The sequence below is a fragment of the Nocardia amamiensis NBRC 102102 genome, from assembly GCF_001612745.1.
GTDB lineage: Bacteria > Actinomycetota > Actinomycetes > Mycobacteriales > Mycobacteriaceae > Nocardia > Nocardia amamiensis.
Genome location: NZ_BDBA01000151.1, coordinates 15,858 through 32,488, shown reverse-complemented (window position 1 = coordinate 32,488; position 16,631 = coordinate 15,858). Strand labels below are relative to the sequence as shown.

Sequence of the window (16,631 nt, the reverse complement as noted above, 5' to 3'; positions counted from 1 at the left end):
TCCCGCGTGCCTCGTGACGCGGCCACCGAGCGCATCGCCCGGCGCCCGGATCGGGGCGGCGCCAGGAACGGCCGGGTGGCACGGCCCGCCAAGGTCGACTACACGGCCGACCGCGCCATGGGCACTCCCTACCAGGACAAAGCGGCCCGCCGCGCGAAGGCGAAGGCGGATCGGCGCAAACAGTCCGGCCCTCCACTGCTCGACGACGCCACCCGCGCCAAGCTGGAGATGATCGCCCGCGAGGGCAGCGGTCTGCGCGCGGCGTGGGCGCAGTTCCGGGTCCGCACCGACGATATCCGCCGCCGCAATTACGCGGCCAGGGCGGAGCAGACGATCGAGGACGGATTCGACCGCAGCACAGCACAACTCACCGACCGCGGCTACGCGGGGCCGGGCGGCGGCCGGATGAACGTGGTCGGCAGGCCGGTCGAATACCGCGCCACCACCGCCCAGGTCGCCGGCTTGTGGCCCTGGTCGGTCGGCGCGGGTGCGCCGCTGATCGGCACCCCGCTCGGCTCGCATCTGCACACCGGGGCCCCGGTGTGCTTCGACCCGATGAACTGGTTCATGCGCGGCAGCTTCATCACCGCACCCAGCCTGTTCGTGCTCGGCCTCAATGGTTTCGGCAAGTCCTCGCTGGTGCGCCGGATCGTGCTCGGCGGCATCGCGCAGGGGATCACGCCGCTGATCCTGGCCGACGTCAAACCGGACTACCGCAAAATGGTGGAGCTGGTCGGCGGTCAGGTGATCGACCTGGGTTACGGGCACGGCAAGCTCAACCCGCTCGCCGCGGGCGTGCTCGGCGCGGTGGTTCCGCGGCTGGAAGAGTTCCCGGCCCTGCAACTGCAAGTGTTGCAGGACCTGCGTGCCAGGCAGGTGACGCTGATCGCCGGTCTGGTCGAGCTGGTGCGCGGCGACCGCGTCCGCGACTACGAGGAGACGCTGATCTCCACCGCATTGCGCATCCTGTACCGGCCCGGCAGCGGGTATACGCCGGACAAGCCGCCGATCATGGAGAACCTCCTCGACGTGATCGTCAGTGGCGGTGATGAATTGATGCTGGACGCGGGTGCCGACAGCCAGGCCGAGTACCAGGAGGCGATCAAGGGCCTGCGCCGCTCGCTGCGCGCGCTCACCCAGGGCCCGTTCGGCGCGGTCTTCAACGGACAGACCACCGTGCCGATCGACACCAGCGCGGTCGCGGTGTGCATGGACGTCTCGCACATCCCGACCGGCGACAAGAAGCTCAAGGCCGCGGTCATGCTGGCCTGCTGGGCCGACGGCTTCGCCTCGGTGGAGGCCGCGCACGTGCTGGCCGACGCGAAGCTCGGCCCGCAGCGCTATTTCCAGGTGGTGATGGACGAGCTGTGGCAGGTGCTCGGTCTCGGTGACTTCATGGTCGACCGGGTCGACGAGCTGACCCGACTACAGCGCGGCATCGCCACCGCGCTGATCATGATCAGCCACACCATCAAGGACCTGCAAGCACTCGGATCGGAAGCCGCCATCGCGAAGGCGCTCGGCTTCCTCGAGCGAGCGCGCGCGAAGATCTTCGGCGCGCTGCCTGCCGAGGAGATCAAACGACTCGACAGCACGGTTCCGTTCACATCGGCCGAGGAGGAGATGGTGACCGGATGGTCCGCACCGCAAGCGTTGACGGGCGAGGCGCTCAAGCCGGGACAGCAGCGGCCGTCACCGCCCGGTACCGGTAAATTCCTGCTGAAGATCGGTGAGGACCGCAGGCCCGGCATTCCGTTCCACATGGAATTCACGCTGTCGGAGAAGGAAAGCGGGATCCACGACACCAACCAGCGGTTCAGCGAGTTCACCGAATCCACATCGCGGGGAACGGACTCGCCCGGGAGTGCCGCATGATGCCGCACCGGTCCTACCGCCGCGTCTCACCCGAGGTGCGTGAGGCGGCGGTCGCGCAGGTCATCGCGCTCACGGGCAAGCTGCGCAGCGAGTCGGAGGCCTGTCGTGTGGTCGCCGAGCAGATCGGTGTGCACACGAATTCGGTCCGGAATTGGGTGCGCGCGGCCGAAGGACCGGGTCTGGAACGCATGGACGCGACCGCCTTGCGTCGCAAGGTCGCGCTGCTACAACAGCAATTGGCCGCCGCAGCCGAGATGAACCGCACCTTGGCCGACACGCTCAACGAAGCCCGGCGCCGGACGTGAAACACGCCTGCGCGCGGCATACTGCCGGGGTGCGGTGATGAGCGGCAAATCGGTGTTGTGGACCGCGCTCGGCGCGGTGCTCGGACTGGTGACCGTCGTGCTGGTCATCGTCATGCCCGCGGTAGACGACCCTTGCGAGGGCGGCTCGGTGCTCGGTTCACAGTCGGCACTGCCGCCATTGGGCGGCTACCCGCCGGGCGATCGGCGGGCTGCGGCGACCGCGAATCCCACCGGGACACAGGCTAATCCGGCCGCGACCGCCACGCCGTCGCTGGCGGCCGGTGTCGGTTCGCTGCGCCGCACGCTGCCGCTGGCCATCGGAACCTTCACCGTTTCGGATGTTTTCGGTTCTCGTGGGGGCGCGCACAGAGGTGTCGATATGGCCGCGTCCGACGGTACCCCCATTTTCTCGGTGTCCGACGGCCGTGTCGTCGCCGCCGGTCCGGCGTCGGGTTTCGGCAACTGGATCGTCGTCGACTCGGTGGACACCAACGGGCGTTCGTATTCGGCGGTCTACGGCCACATGTGGGACTCGGGTGTGCTGGTCCGCGCCGGCGACACGGTGACCGCTGGTCAGCACATCGGCGCGGTCGGCTCCGCGGGCGAATCCAGCGGTCCACACCTGCATTTCGAGATCGTGCCGGGCGGCCGGTTCACCGGCGGGCGGCAGATCGACCCGCTGCCCTGGCTGGACGGCGCTCCCACGCCGGATATCGGTGGCGCGCACGCCTTTTCCAGCGATCCACGATGCAGCCTCGGCTTCGGTACCGCCGGTGGCGCGCTCGCCTCCGGAAAGGTGCCGCAGGAACTGGAGATCTGGTACCGGCGCGCGGGTTCGATCTGCCCGCAGATCACGCCGTCGCTGCTGGCCGCGCAGGGCAGGCAGGAGTCCGGCTTCCGGCGCGGCGCGATCTCGCCCGCGGGTGCCCAGGGCCTGGCCCAGTTCCTGCCGGGCACCGCGGCCTCCATCAATCCCGATGACGGCCGGCCCTACGTCATCGACGCCGACGGCAACGGTATGGCCAGTGTGTGGGACGACGGTGACGCGATCATCGGCCAGGGCCGCTACATGTGCGCGATCGCGCACAAGATCCTGCGGTGGCAGTCCGAGGGCCGAGTGCAAGGCGACCTCGTCGCGCTGACGCTGGCGGCGTACAACGCGGGTGAGGGCGCGGTGCTCGCGTCGGGCGGCATGCCCAACCAGGTCGCGGCGCACTACGCCGAGACCCAGCCGTATGTGCGGAACATTCTCGCGATGGAAGCGCAGTACCGTGCGCCGGGCTCGCTCGGCCGGTTCACGCCGGGGGAGGGCGCGACCGGTGACCAGATCGTCGAAGCCGCGCACGAATGGCTCGGCACGCCGTATGTCTGGGGCGGTGGCGGGCCGCAGGGGCCCAGCGGAGGCGGTCTGGACGGGCCCGGCCTGACCTCGGCTGCCGTGTTCGCGGCGTCGTCCGGCGCCGTGACGTTGCCGCGCACGGCCGAACAGCAATGGGAGGCGGGTGTGGAGGTGCCGATGAGCCGAATTCAGCCGGGTGATCTGGTGTTCAGTTCATTCGGGCCGCGCGGACCGGCGCTGGTCGGCATCTACGCCGGAAACGGCCGGATGATCCAGTCGGTTCCGGGAGCGGACGCCCGATCCGCGGGCGGCGTCTCGCAAGTCCCGGTACCGGGGGACGGACGGGCGAGGAGGGTGCTTTGAGCGAGCGAACAATGGACGCACGCACTCGCTGGTGCCGCAGTCGAGTATCAGTGAGCGCAGTCATGACTGAGCCAGCGACAGGTACAGCCGCCTCGACGGTGGTGGCGGCGCCGAGCGCGATAGCTGCGGGCAGCGGTACCCCTGGGCCCGAACACGCGGTCGCAAGGCTGCCGCGGCGTGGTGCGATGCGGCTAGCCTGGAAAGACAAAGCAAGTGCACGCGCGAAACTGGTGGTGATGCTGGTGGTGAGCGTCGCGGTGCTGGGCGCAGCCTGTGGCCGCGCGGACACGGGATCCGATGCGGCGCACCCGGCTACGTCAACGACCCGCCTGCTCGAGGTCGCTCCCGCGCCGGATCCGGTGAGTCCCGACGGCATTGCGGTCGCGGCGCTGCGGGAGATCTACAGCTGGGAGCCCGCTACCGAGAGCCAGGGTGCTTCGCTGTCGCGGGCACGGAAGTTTCTCGGCCCCAGCCTGATTCGTATGCTGGACACGGCGACGACCGCGGTGGAGACACCGAAGTCGTCGCTGCAGTGGTCGGATTGGGCGAGACAAGGGGCGCGTGTGGAGGCGTTCATCTTTGCGTCCGGCGAGAAGGCGCCGATCCACACCGATCCGAACGTCCAGCAGTTCAAGATCGGGATCGAGCAGACCGTCGTCTATCCGAACGGGCGCAAGGAGGCGTTGCCGCCGGCGACGGTGATCGCCACCGTCGTGCGCACACCCGACGGCTGGCGGCTCGACGCGTTCCGCTGACCACCCGCTTTCCCTACCGGACGGCCGACCCAGGAGGCACACATGGCGAAGAAGAAAAAGGTGACGGATCCGGCCATACCCGGACCCGACCTCAGCCTGATCCTGATCTACGCCGGCTTCGCGATCTTCGGAACCCTCTGGCTCGCGCTCCATCTGGGCAATATGCTCGCGGGCGGCACGCAGAATGTCCCGATCAACCCGATCGCCATCGCCGCCGAGCTGGCCAGGGGAAAGCTGCGGTGGCCCGGCGCGGCCACGGTGATCGTCGCGCTGGTGATCCTGAGCGTGGTCGGCTACCTCATGATTCGCAAGCAGCTGCAGACGCGCCAGTCCAAGGGCAGGCTGCCGGTGGACGACAAGGCCGACGTGATGGGCTACGGCGGCGCGATCTCGATGCTCACCGAGTCGGGCGTGCGGGAGAAGGCCCAGCAGCTCGGTGTGAAACTTCGTGACGGCGGCGTTCCCGGTGTGCCGATCGGCGTCGGCGTGGCGGACGGCGTCATGCTCTACGGCTCCTATGAGGATCTGCACCTGGACATCTGGGGCCCACGGCAAGGCAAGTCGACCTCGCGTGTGATCCCGGCGATCCTCACCGCGATCGGGCCGGTGCTGGCCACCTCGAACAAGCGCGACGTGGTGGACGCCACCCGAGATGTCCGGGAGTCCAAGGGGAGTCCCACGTTCGTCTTCGACCCGCAGGGCGTTGCCGGCGAACCTCCGACCTGGTTCTGGGATCCGTTGTCCTGGGTGGATGCGAAGAGCGAAGGCTGCGAGATGCGCGCGGCGCGGCTGGCCGGGCACTTCGCCGACGGTGACGACGGCAGCGACAGCACCACCGACTCGTTCTTCGATCCGGAGGCCGAGGACCTGCTGGCCGGACTGTTCCTGGCCGCCGCGGTCGGCGACCGCAACGGCAGCCGCCCGATCGTGCAGGTCTGGGAATGGGTGACCAACCCGCAGGACACCGAGCCCATCGAACTCCTGCGCGCCGCGCGCCACCATTACACGGCCTCCGGCCTGTCCTCGCAGTACAACGCCGACGCGCGCACGCGCAGCGGCATCTTCGGCACCGCCAAGAAGATGATCCGCTGCCTGAAGTTGTCGAACGTGCATCCGTGGATCACCCGTGGCGGCGACCGCAGGGAGTTCGACGAGCTGGAATTCCTGGAGCACAACGGAACGCTGTACAGCTTGTCGCTGGAGGGCCGCGGCTCCGCCGCGCCGCTGGTGAGCGCACTCACCGAGGCGGTGATCGACGTCGCGATGCGCAAGGCATCGCAATCGGCCGGTGGGCGACTCGCGGTTCCGTTGCTCGCGGTGCTCGACGAGGCCGCGAACGTGGTGCGCTGGAAGGATCTACCCAAGCAGTACAGTCACTTCGGCTCGCGCGGCATCGTGGTGATGACGGTGCTGCAGTCCTGGGCGCAGGGCGCGCGCTGCTGGGGTGAGAGCGGCATGAACGCCCTGTGGTCGGCGGCGAACATCAAGGTGCTCGGCAGCGGCGTGGACGACACCAAGTTCCTGCAGGAACGTTCGGACGTGCTCGGCGAGTACGACGCGATCTCTCAGTCGGTGTCCGAATCCAAAGGCAGCAAGAGCTATTCGCGCTCGCTGAGTTCGTCCAAGACGTTCACGGTCAACGCGCTGGCGACGATGCCGCGCGGCCGGGCCATCCTGTTCCCGTCCGGGGCGCCGCCGGTGCTGCTGCGCACGGTGCCATGGTGGGAGGGCGAGTACGCTGCCGATGTGAAGCAGTCCATCTCGCGTCATGATCCGCAGCGCAAGACGGTGATCGCGGATTTGGGCGGCGCGCCTTCGCTGACCAAGTCGACGCCGCCGCCGGAGTACGGACCAGCCGAGGAGGTTCGGCCGCTATGACCGAACAGCAGCAACAACCGATGATCTACGCGAACGTGGTGGATTTCGTCGAGAACTACCTCGGCGGACTCTACCGGCGGCAGGTCACTGATCTCAGCGACACGGTGTGGTGCCCGGAATGGTGGCAGCATGCCGAGGCCATCGCCCGACTGGACGCGCTGTGGCGGGCCTGGGAACACTACCGCCAGGACGGGGCGACCGGCCTGAGCGTCTGGTTCCTGGATCACGCTGACCCGCACATGGCGAAGCTGTTCGACCCCAAGGGGCCGTTCAAGTACTGCAGTGTGCGCAACGGCCATAAGGACATGCTCAGCCCGCTGCCGACAAAGTTGCCGCAGCACGGCATGTTTGCCGATCCCACCATCGACGACTTTCACACGTAACCGGTTGCGCGGCAGCCTCACGGATAGCCCGCTGAAGACGAACGCCCGCTGGGTAACTCCCGCGGGCGTTCGATCGTCTTACTATCGCGTACGTTCCAGGCCGCGAGATTCCTGCTCCCTGGCCCCTCTGGTGACCGTCGGCGCCTCGCCCGGGCGGGTGCGTACCGCCTCGCCCGGTGGTTGTGCCTGCCCTACTTCGATCAGCATCCGCACCGCGGCCAGTTCCGGCGCGACACCCATTTTGGCGAGATGGGCGGCGATCGCCATGCGGCGTTCCTGGGAGTCGTACTGCATCGCCGGCCTGGCGTTGGCAGCGGCAGTGGCGGCCATCCGCGAGGCCTCGGCTTGCGCAGAGAAGCGGTCTTTCTCCAGGGACACACCCTTTTCCGGAACCGGCTTCTCGATCAGCCGAGCCAGCTCCGTATTCCGCGGATCCTTGGCCTTCGCGTCGCGGGCCTCCCGGACCTGCAGTTCCCTCGCCTCTTTGACGCGGGCCTCGGCGAGTTTGACTCGCGCTTCGATTTCCTTCTGACCACGCTCACGGGTCTTCAAGGCGACGAGTGTCGCAAGCTGCAACATTGTCCTCATCATGGCCGCGGTTTCCCGGCCGATGTCGTCCAGTTCCTCGGACATGGCTGCTCCCCGATGCTGCAGTGATCACTATGGATGATGGTGGTGCTTCGTCACGGACGCCGCCACGCGAACTGTAGTCCCGTGCAGCGGGTCCCGCCTGCAAACGTGGACACCCGGAGTACTCGCGGCGTGGCGCACACTCTCCATCAGGGCGGTCCTGCCGAGGGGGTGACTACGCTGCGGGAACTCCTTGGTTCGAGGTTACCCGACAAAGGTCGGCACAATCGAACGAGCGTGCCGCTTATCAGCATATATCGCACATTTCCGGCGCGCGCCGGAACGCGCCGGATGATCTTCGGAATTAGGTCAACCTAGCCGAACAAAGGTTCGCCTATCCTGGATTGGCCGGGTAGTACTCCGGACCCGCTGCCGGGTTCGGCAGCGGGCCCGGGAGTTCGGCGCTCAGCGGTCGATGCGCACCGACTGGAGGGTGACCGGCTGGTTCGGCTTGCCGTCGCCGGGGCCGTTGGAGTTGTCCTGGCCCACCTGTGCGATCTTGTCGAGGGTGGCGAGGCTGTTCTCGTCCACCGTGCCGAAGATCGTGTACTGCGGCGGCAGCTGGGAATCCGCGTAGACGATGAAGAACTGGCTGCCGTTGGTGCCTGGACCGGCGTTGGCCATGGCGAGGGCGCCGCGCTTGTAGGCGATCGCGTTCTGGCTGGCGTTCGGGTCGTCCGGCGCGTACTGATCGGTCGGGTACTCGTTGTCGAATTCGTAACCGGGGCCGCCCATTCCGGTGCCGGTCGGGTCGCCGCACTGCAACACCTTCAAACCCTCGTCCGCGGTCATCCGGTGGCAGTCGGTGCCGTCGAAGAAGTTCTGCGCGGCCAGGCTGACGAAGCTGTTCACCGTGCACGGCGATTCGGCGTTGTTCAGGGTCAGGCCGATCGGTCCCTGGCTGGTCTCCATGCTGACGCTGACCTTGGCATCGACACCGGTGGTCGGGATGCCGTCGGCCTTCGGCTTGTTCGCGGGCTTGTCCGCGGGCTTGGCGCTGTCGCGGTAGACGCAGTCGACCGTCGCGGGCTTGGCCTTCGCCGCGGGCGGCGCGGCGGCGGTGGGGGCGCTGGACAGCGAGGCATCGGCGGCGTCGGAGCCGCTGTCCTCGCCGCGGGTCAGGAAGTACACCCCGGTGACGGCGGCGACCACGACGACGATGCCAAGCACCGATCCGGCGATCGTGAGTTGCTTGCGCTTGCGCGCCCGCTCGGCCCGGTTGGCGAGCTGACGCTCCAGCTTGCGTTTCGCCGCTGCTCGTCGCTGTTCGTTGCTCGGCACTACCACGTTCCTCCCGTATCCGGTGACATCGGGATAAGAGTGTGCCATTTCTTCCTGAGACTGCTCCGCATCCTTCCCGGGAGACGGTTCGGCGAACCGGTTGGACTTGCGGGGGCGTAGTGGTGGAAACTGGAGCATCGTGACCAAGACCAGCAGCTTCTCCGCCCCGAAGGGGGTACCGGACTACGTGCCACCCGGCTCGGCCGAGTTCGTCGCGGTGCGCGACGGCCTGCTCCGCGCCGCCCGACTGGCCGGGTACGGACATATCGAGCTGCCGGTCTTCGAGGACACGGGCCTGTTCGCCCGCGGTGTCGGCGAGTCGACCGACGTGGTCACCAAGGAGATGTACACCTTCCCCGACCGGGGTGACCGCAGCGTCACACTGCGTCCCGAGGGGACCGCCGGCGTGATGCGCGCCGTCATCGAGCACGGCCTCGACCGCGGTCAGCTGCCGGTGAAGCTGTGCTACGCGGGTCCGTTCTTCCGCTACGAGCGGCCGCAGGCGGGCCGGTACCGGCAGCTGCAGCAGGTGGGTATCGAGGCGATCGGCGTCGACGACCCGGCGTTGGACGCCGAGGTGATCGCCATCGCCGATGCCGGATTCCGTGGGCTCGGTCTCGACGGTTTCCGGCTGGAGATCACCTCGCTGGGCGACGAGACCTGCCGCCCGCAGTATCGGGAACTGCTGCAGGAGTTCTTGTTCCAGCTGCCGCTGGACGAGGAGACCAAGCGGCGCGCCCAGCTCAATCCGCTGCGCGTGCTGGACGACAAGCGGCCCGAGGTGCGCGCGATGACCGCGAACGCGCCGTTGATGATCGATCACCTCTCGGAATCGGCCAAGGCGCACTTCGAGCAGGTGCTCGGCCACCTGGAAGCGCTCGGCGTGCCTTACGTGGTGAACCCCCGCATGGTGCGCGGCCTGGACTACTACACCAAGACCACGTTCGAATTCGTGCACGACGGTCTCGGCGCGCAGTCCGGCATCGGTGGCGGAGGTCGTTACGACGGCCTGATGGCCGAACTCGGCGGCCAGCCGTTGTCGGGCATCGGCTTCGGCATCGGCGTGGACCGCACCATGCTGGCCCTGGCGGCCGAGGGCAAGTCGGCGGGCACCTCAGCGCGCTGTGAGGTCTTCGGTGTGCCGCTGGGGGACGCGGCCAAACAGCGGCTGGTCGTGCTCGCGGCGCAGCTGCGAGCGGCAGGCGTGCGGGTCGATCTCGCATACGGCGGGCGTGGCGTGAAAGGCGCGATGAAGGCGGCCGACCGATCGGGGGCGGCGTTCACCCTGGTGCTGGGCGACCGCGACATCGCGGAGAACACCATCGGGCTCAAAGACATGGCGACCGGTGAACAGCGGCAGATCCCGCTGGCCGAAGTGGTAGGTGTGATCCGGGAGTCGCTGGCGGGATAGGCGTACCTCCGCCTTCGCTCCGGCCATGCGCGGGCTGAGGGCGGACTGCGTCCGGCGGCGCCCGTTCATGCGTACCTCCGCCTTCGCTGCGGCCGTGCGCGGGCTGAGGGCGGACTGCGTCCGGCGGCGCCCGTTCATGCGTACTCCGGCCGTCGTTCCGGCCGTGCACGGGGCTGAGGGCTACGTCTGGCACGCCCATTAGGCGCGCCTTCGCTGCGGTCGTGCGCGGGCATGGGACGGGTAGGTCGGATAGCGCCGATCAGGCTGCGGGCGCAGGTCGGCGCGGGCCTTCGGTTGCGCGGCGTGCGCGCCGCGATCGGGGTACTCTGCGCCGAACCCGCCGCTGGCCGAGTGGTGGGCACGGTAGCGTGACCGGGGCACCGATGCCGGGGTCGCGAGAGGGCGGAGCAGTGTCGACGAATTCTGATGACGAGCAGGCGCTCACGCCGGTGGGACTCGACTTGGTCGCGCCCGAGCTGTACGCGCCGATGCTGCGCCGCCTCGCGCTGGCCGCATCGGGCATCGGAGTCGGCGCCGCGCTGCTGGCGGCGACCGTGGTGAGCTGGCCGATCGCCGTCGCCATCGGCATGGTCGTCGGCGCGCCGACCGTGTTGTACGCCATCGCGTTGCGGCGGCGGCGAATGTGGCTGTCGGGGACGATCATTCACGCCCGCAGGCTGTTCGGCGAACGGCAGGTGGAGATGTCGTCGGCCACGGGTGTCGAGGTGCTGGTGTTCCCGGCGCGGCTGAGCCGCATCGCTCTGCGGGTCACTGCCGGAGAGGTCTCGCAGATCGTTCCGCTGGCGATGTACACCGACGCGGGCAGCGGCCGTGAGCTGCATCTGCTCGGCCTGCGCAGGCTCGCCGATGCGCTCGCCGCCAGTCAGTTGGCCGCGGCGGTCGCCGTTTCCGCCATGCTGGTGCATCAATTGCGGGCCGAGGCGCGCGATGCGGGTCTGGAGGAGCGGCCGCTGTATCGGGCCGTGCAGCTGGCACGGGCCAAGGACGTGGTGTCGCCGATCGTTCTCACCGACACCGAGGTCGCCGCACTCGGCTGACCCGCAGGAGTCGGCCACGGCAGCACCGAGCGCCTCCGTCCGGTCCGCGAGCACGGAGCCGGTGTGCCCGGAGCCGCTATCCGACCGTCCAGGTTTCCGGCCCGGTGAGCAGGGCCTGGAGCGATTCCGGACCGATCGGTTTTCTTTCCTGTGCGGCCTCGATCTGGTAGCGGACGGCGTCGTCGTAGGTCGGCCGCGAGACGCTGCGGAAGACGCCGGTGACGACATGGTCGAGCCCCTGGTCGGACAGCCGCGACAGTGCGTAGGCGTACTCCGGACTGTCGGCGTACACGTCGTGCACCACGATGTCGGACTCCGCGACACTATCGGTGCGTACCACCTTCAGCCCGAAACCGCTTCGGACGACCGCGAATTCGCCCTCGGCGCCGAACCGGATGGGTTCGCCGTGCCGCAGCGGGATGAGGTGATCGGCCGCGTTCTCCCGGCGCAGCACGTCGAACGAGCCGTCGTTGAAGATCGGGCAGTCCTGCAGGATCTCCACGAACGACGTGCCGCGATGCTCGGCGGCGGCGCGCAGCACCTCGGTGAGGCCAGCGCGATCGGAATCCAGCGCACGGGCGGCGAAGGTCGCTTCCGCGCCCAGCGCGACGGACAAGGTGTTGAACGGGTGGTCGGGCGAACCCATCGGAGTGGACTTGGTGATCTTGCCCTGCTCCGAGGTCGGGGAGTACTGGCCCTTGGTCAGGCCATAGATCCGGTTGTTGAACAGCAGGATCGTCATGTTCACATTGCGGCGCAACGCGTGGATGAGATGGTTGCCCCCGATGGACAGCGCGTCGCCGTCACCGGTCACCACCCAGACCGACAGATCGGGACGGCTGACCGCGAGGCCGGTCGCGATCGCGGGAGCCCGACCGTGGATCGAGTGGATGCCGTAGGCCTCCAAGTAGTAAGGGAAGCGGCTCGAGCAGCCGATCCCGGAGACGAACATCAGATTCTCCCTGCGCAATCCGAGTTCGGCGAGGAAGCCGCGCACCGTCGCCAGGATCACGTAGTCGCCGCAGCCGGGGCACCAGCGGACCTCCTGGTCGGAGGTGAAGTCCTTCACCTTCTGCGGTGCGTCCGCGGGCGGCACCCCGGATACCCCGGTCAGTCCCAGGTCCGTGCCGACGAGCGATGTTTCCACGATGGTCATGCGATACCCCCAGCGGTGGTGCGGTCAGCGTCTGCCTCGCCTGCGTTCGGCCCGGCGCCGGGCTGTGCACGGACGTCGTCCTGCCGTGTCCGGTACGTGGCCCGCGCCCGCGCGGCGAAGACCTTGCTCTGTTCCATTTCCTCGATCGACCCGTCCAGCGCCGCGTCGATGACGCCGACCAGTTCCTGGGCGGAGAACGCGGTGCCCGCGACCTTCGTCCACGGCCGCACGTCGACCAGGTACCTCGCCCGCAGCAGCATGGCCAGCTGACCGCCGTTCATCTCCGGCGCCACCACGATGCGGTAACGGCCCAGGACCTCGCCCAGGTTGGCGGGCAGGGGATTCAGATGTCGCAAGTGCGCTTGGGCGACCGGAACGCCGCGGCGGCGGGCGCGCCGGCACGCCTCGCCGATCGGGCCGTAGGAGCTGCCCCAGCCGATCAGCAGCAGCTCGGCTGTGCCGTCGGGGTCGTCCACCTCGACATCCGGCACGGCGATGCCGTCGATCTTGGCCTGGCGCAATCGCACCATGAGCTCGTGGTTGGCCGGGTCGTAGGAGATATTGCCGCTGCCGTCCGCCTTCTCGAGTCCGCCGATCCGGTGCGCGCGTCCTTTGGTGCCGGGGACCGCGAGCGGGCGCGCGAGCGTGTCGGGGTCGCGGGTGTAGGGCTGGAACGGGTCGCCGTCGTCGCCCTCCGGCTCGAACGCCGGGTCGATCGGGTCCAACTCCGCCACCTGGGGAATCGACCAGGGTTCCGAACCGTTCGCGATCGCGCCGTCGGACAGCAACAGCACCGGGGTGCGGTAGGTGAGGGCGATCCGTGCGGCGTCCACCGCGGCGGCGAAGCAGTCGGCGGGAGAGCGGGGCGCGACCACCGCTACCGGCGATTCGCCGTTGCGGCCGTAGAGGGCTTGCAGCAGGTCGGCCTGCTCGGTTTTGGTCGGTAGGCCGGTGGACGGGCCGCCCCGCTGCACATCGATGACGACCAGTGGCAGCTCCGTCATCACCGCGAGGCCGACGGTCTCGCTCTTCAGCGCGAGGCCGGGCCCGGAGGTGCTGGTGACGCCCAGCGCGCCGCCGAGCGAAGCGCCGAGCGCCGCGCCGATCCCGGCGATCTCGTCCTCGGCCTGGAAGGTCGTGACGCCGAAGTTCTTGTGCTTGCTCAGCTCGTGCAGGATGTCGGAGGCCGGCGTGATGGGGTAGGTGCCGAGGAAGACGGGCAGTCCCGCGAGCTGACCGGCGGTGATCAGGCCGTAGGCGAGCGCGGTGTTGCCGGTGATCTGCCGGTAAGTGCCCGGCGGCAGCTTCGCCGGCGCGATCTCGTAGGTGGTGGCGAAGCTCTCGGTGGTCTCGCCGTAGTTCCAGCCGGCACGGAACGCCAGCACGTTGGCCTCGGCGATGTCCGGCTTCGTGGCGAACTTTTCCCGCATGAACCGCTCGGTTCCGCCGATCGGGCGCCCGTACATCCAGGACAGCAGGCCGAGGGCGAACATGTTCTTGGCCCGCTGGGCGTCCTTCTTGCCGACTCCGGTCGATTCGGTGGCGCCCAGGGTGAGCGACGTCATCGGGACCCGGTGGACAACGAAGTCCGACAGGGTGTCGTCGGCCAGCGGGTCGCCGGCGTAACCCACCTTGGCGAGGGTGCGCTTGGTGAACTCGTCGGTGTTGACGATGACGGTGGCGCCGCGCGGAAGATCCTCCAGGTTCGCCTTGAGCGCGGCGGGGTTCATCGCGACCAGCACATCGGGGTGGTCGCCCGCGGTGAGAATGTCGTAGTCGGCGATCTGGATCTGGAACGACGAGACGCCGGGCAGGGTGCCCTGCGGCGCCCTGATCTCGGCCGGGAAGTTGGGCTGGGTGGCCAGGTCGTTGCCGAAGGCGGCGGCCTCATGGGTGAAGCGATCGCCGGTCAACTGCATTCCGTCGCCGGAGTCCCCGGCGAACCGAATGACGACCTTTTCCAATTTCGCTGTGCCGACATCATTTTGGTGTGAAACCATATGCCTGCTTCACTTCCTCGTCGCTGAGAGGTGCCATCGCCAAACTACTCCGTCCAACGCGATGTGCGCCCGGCAAAGCGCGTGGACCCGCGAGATTTGCCGATGGCGGCGTCAGGCGAACAATGCCAGTTGCGGGTCGTTCGTGTCCGCGGTTTCGGGGACTGCCTCCGGTTCGGGTTGCCTGCGCGGCGTCAAACCGTGCTCGGCCAGCAGTGGATCGACTCGTTCGCGCAGCCAGGCCGAGTATTCCGGCGTCACGTACGCGCCGCGGCCGTAGAGCTGACGGTAGCGGCGCAGCAGCGCCGGATGGTGCTCGGCCAGCCAGGACAGGAACCAGCCCCTGGTGCTGCCGCGCAGGTGCATCGGGAACGCGACGGCCGAGTTCGCACCGGCCTCGGCGATCGCGCCGAACATGGCGTCCAGGTGCGCCCGGCTGTCGGTGAGACACGGGATGACCGGTGCGACCAGGACGTTGACCGCGAATCCCGCGTCGGTGAGGGCGCGCACCAAGTCCAGTCGCGCACGCGGTGACGGTGTGCCCGATTCCAGGCTGCGATGCAGATCCTCGTCGAGGATCGCGATGGACACCGCGAGACTCACCCGCACCTCGCGGGCGGCCGAGATGAGCAACGGCAGATCCCGCCGCAGCAATGTGCCCTTGGTGAGGATGGAGAACGGGGTGCCGGACTCGGTCAGCGCGCGAATGATGCCCGGCATCAACCGATACCGGCCCTCCGCGCGCTGATACGGATCGGTGTTGGTGCCGAGCGCGACCGGTGCGCGCCGCCAGGAGCGCCTGCCGAGTTCCTTGCGCAGAACAGCGGCGACGTTCGTCTTCACCACGATCTGCGTGTCGAAGTCCCGGCCCGCGTCCAAGTCCAGGTACTCGTGCGTGCCGCGGGCGAAACAGTAGCGGCAGGCGTGCGAACAGCCGCGCATCGGATTGACCGTCCACTGGAACGGCAGGTTCGAGGCCTCGGGCACCTTGTTCAGCGCGCTCTTGCACAGCACCTCGTGGAATGTGATGCCCTCGAACTCGGGTGTCTGCACGGTGCGCACCAAACCTGCCCGGGAGAGTCCGGGCAGGGCGCCGTCCTCGGCGTCCAGGGTTTGGCTTTGCCACCGCACCCCTTCAGTCGAACATGTGTTCTAATGCCTGTCAAGCGATGCGCCGGGCGCCGGGCGGCGCGAGCCGAGCGGGGTCGGCGAAGAAGGCGACCAGGTCGCGAACGGTCTCGTCGAGGGGGCGCGGCTGGTACCCGAGTTCGCCCGTGGCCTTGCCGTGGTCGACGATCGGCGCGGAGATCAGCGCGCCGAGCGCGGCCTTGGAGACGATGTCGGAGTCGAACAGTTTGCCGATCGGTGCCAGCACCGGGATGACGCCGGAGACGAGCTTGGCGGGGATGGCGAACTTCGGGCCCTTCTTGCCGCCGTGCGCCGCGGCGAGGCGGCACAGCTCGAGCATCGAGACCATCGATCCGCCCAGCAGGTAGTTCTCGCCGGTGCGGCCGCGTTCACCGGCCAGCAGCAGGCCCTCGGCCACGTCGCGCACGTCCACCAGGTCGAATCCGCCGCCGATCATGGCGGGCACCCGTCCCAGCGCCGCGTCCTTGAGCGTCCGGTTGATCCGGGACAGCGGCTTGCCGTGGTCCAGCGGGCCGAAGACGCCGGTCGGATTGCACAGCACCGCGTCCAGGCCCTGGTCGATCACCTTGCGTAGTTCCACCTCGCCCGCCCACTTCGAGCGGTCGTAGACCGGCAGGGCCGGGTCGGTCGAGCGGGAAGCGCGCTCGTCGATCCGGCCGCCGCAGCTGTACTGGTTGAACGCGTGGATGGAGCTGGCGTGCACCATGCGGCGCGCGCCGACGGCCAGCGCCGCCTCGGCGACCACGCGCACGCCCTCGGTGTTCACCCGCCAGGCCAGGTCGTTCTTGTCGGCCAGGGTGATCACCGCGACCAGGTGGTAGACGACCTCGGCGCCGGTCAGCGCGGCGCGCATCGACGCCGGATCCAGTACATCGCCGCGCACCCAGGTGACGCCGGGCGCCGCGCTCTCGCCGGGAATCGCGCGATCGATGGCGGTGACCTGGTGACCGCGCTCGGTGAGGAGGCGGAGCAGGTTCGTGCCAAGGTAGCCGGCTGCGCCGGTCACTGCGACCTTCATGGCAGAGAGAATATAGAACTCGTTCTAATTTGC

At 68.6% G+C, this 16,631-nt stretch carries 14 protein-coding genes; 8 read left to right on the top strand and 6 right to left on the bottom strand.

What is annotated here, in order from left to right; translation table 11 throughout:
- Positions 1–6: 6 nt before the first annotated feature.
- The 6 genes from NA4_RS41575 (at position 7) to NA4_RS25890 (ending at position 6,898) form a co-directional block, all read left to right on the top strand.
- The gene (locus NA4_RS41575) at positions 7–1,875 is read left to right on the top strand and encodes a putative type IV secretion/conjugal transfer ATPase (RefSeq protein ID WP_245671595.1); all 1,869 of its coding nucleotides are present in this window, start codon (positions 7–9) and stop codon (positions 1,873–1,875) included.
- Positions 1,872–2,180, top strand: a complete 309-nt coding sequence (locus tag NA4_RS25910; RefSeq protein ID WP_067475294.1) for a transposase — start codon at positions 1,872–1,874, stop codon at positions 2,178–2,180. Before NA4_RS41575 ends, NA4_RS25910 begins: the two co-directional genes overlap by 4 nt.
- Before the next feature lie 37 nt (positions 2,181–2,217).
- A complete protein-coding gene (locus NA4_RS25905; RefSeq protein WP_067475292.1) occupies positions 2,218–3,882 on the top strand; it encodes a peptidoglycan DD-metalloendopeptidase family protein in 1,665 nt (554 codons plus the stop codon).
- A 62-nt stretch (positions 3,883–3,944) separates the two neighbouring features.
- Positions 3,945–4,637: a hypothetical protein gene (locus tag NA4_RS25900; RefSeq protein ID WP_245671593.1), complete on the top strand. Its 693-nt coding sequence runs from the start codon at positions 3,945–3,947 to the stop codon at positions 4,635–4,637.
- 42 nt (positions 4,638–4,679) lie between these two features.
- Positions 4,680–6,515 (top strand): type IV secretory system conjugative DNA transfer family protein, encoded by a 1,836-nt coding sequence (locus NA4_RS25895; RefSeq protein ID WP_067475286.1) that lies wholly within the window; start codon positions 4,680–4,682, stop codon positions 6,513–6,515.
- Positions 6,512–6,898, top strand: coding sequence for a DUF4913 domain-containing protein (locus NA4_RS25890; protein WP_067475283.1), 387 nt, complete (start codon positions 6,512–6,514; stop codon positions 6,896–6,898). The genes NA4_RS25895 and NA4_RS25890 overlap by 4 nt, the downstream gene beginning before the upstream one ends.
- Positions 6,899–6,979: 81 nt before the next feature.
- Here NA4_RS25890 and NA4_RS25885 read toward each other — a convergent pair whose 3' ends face one another.
- Together NA4_RS25885 and NA4_RS25880 are read right to left on the bottom strand one after the other, a co-directional pair.
- Complete coding sequence (locus tag NA4_RS25885; protein WP_067475280.1) at positions 6,980–7,531, bottom strand: hypothetical protein; 552 nt, start codon at positions 7,529–7,531, stop codon at positions 6,980–6,982.
- Between the two features lie 402 nt (positions 7,532–7,933).
- Positions 7,934–8,809 carry a peptidylprolyl isomerase gene (locus tag NA4_RS25880; protein ID WP_067475277.1) on the bottom strand — a complete coding sequence of 292 codons (876 nt, stop codon included), beginning with the start codon at positions 8,807–8,809 and terminating at the stop codon, positions 7,934–7,936.
- A gap of 139 nt (positions 8,810–8,948) precedes the next feature.
- Here NA4_RS25880 and hisS point away from each other — a divergent pair, with 139 nt between their 5' ends.
- Together hisS and NA4_RS25870 are read left to right on the top strand one after the other, a co-directional pair.
- The gene (gene hisS, locus NA4_RS25875) at positions 8,949–10,220 is read left to right on the top strand and encodes a histidine--tRNA ligase (protein ID WP_067475274.1); all 1,272 of its coding nucleotides are present in this window, start codon (positions 8,949–8,951) and stop codon (positions 10,218–10,220) included.
- A gap of 410 nt (positions 10,221–10,630) precedes the next feature.
- The gene (locus tag NA4_RS25870; protein ID WP_084497441.1) at positions 10,631–11,278 is read left to right on the top strand and encodes a hypothetical protein; all 648 of its coding nucleotides are present in this window, start codon (positions 10,631–10,633) and stop codon (positions 11,276–11,278) included.
- Positions 11,279–11,354: 76 nt separating this feature from the next.
- On the opposite strand, the gene NA4_RS25865 is transcribed toward NA4_RS25870, so the two are convergent.
- The 4 genes from NA4_RS25865 to NA4_RS25850 all read right to left on the bottom strand — a co-directional run bounded on the left by NA4_RS25865 (position 11,355) and on the right by NA4_RS25850 (position 16,598).
- Positions 11,355–12,434 carry a 2-oxoacid:ferredoxin oxidoreductase subunit beta gene (locus NA4_RS25865; RefSeq protein WP_067475271.1) on the bottom strand — a complete coding sequence of 360 codons (1,080 nt, stop codon included), beginning with the start codon at positions 12,432–12,434 and terminating at the stop codon, positions 11,355–11,357.
- Entirely contained in the window at positions 12,431–14,434 is a 2,004-nt protein-coding gene (locus NA4_RS25860; RefSeq protein WP_067475267.1) for a 2-oxoacid:acceptor oxidoreductase subunit alpha, read from the bottom strand. Before NA4_RS25860 ends, NA4_RS25865 begins: the two co-directional genes overlap by 4 nt.
- Before the next feature lie 111 nt (positions 14,435–14,545).
- Complete coding sequence (locus NA4_RS25855) at positions 14,546–15,562, bottom strand: Rv2578c family radical SAM protein (protein ID WP_067475264.1); 1,017 nt, start codon at positions 15,560–15,562, stop codon at positions 14,546–14,548.
- Positions 15,563–15,593: 31 nt separating this feature from the next.
- A complete protein-coding gene (locus tag NA4_RS25850; RefSeq protein WP_067475261.1) occupies positions 15,594–16,598 on the bottom strand; it encodes an NAD-dependent epimerase/dehydratase family protein in 1,005 nt (334 codons plus the stop codon).
- Positions 16,599–16,631 lie beyond the last annotated feature (33 nt).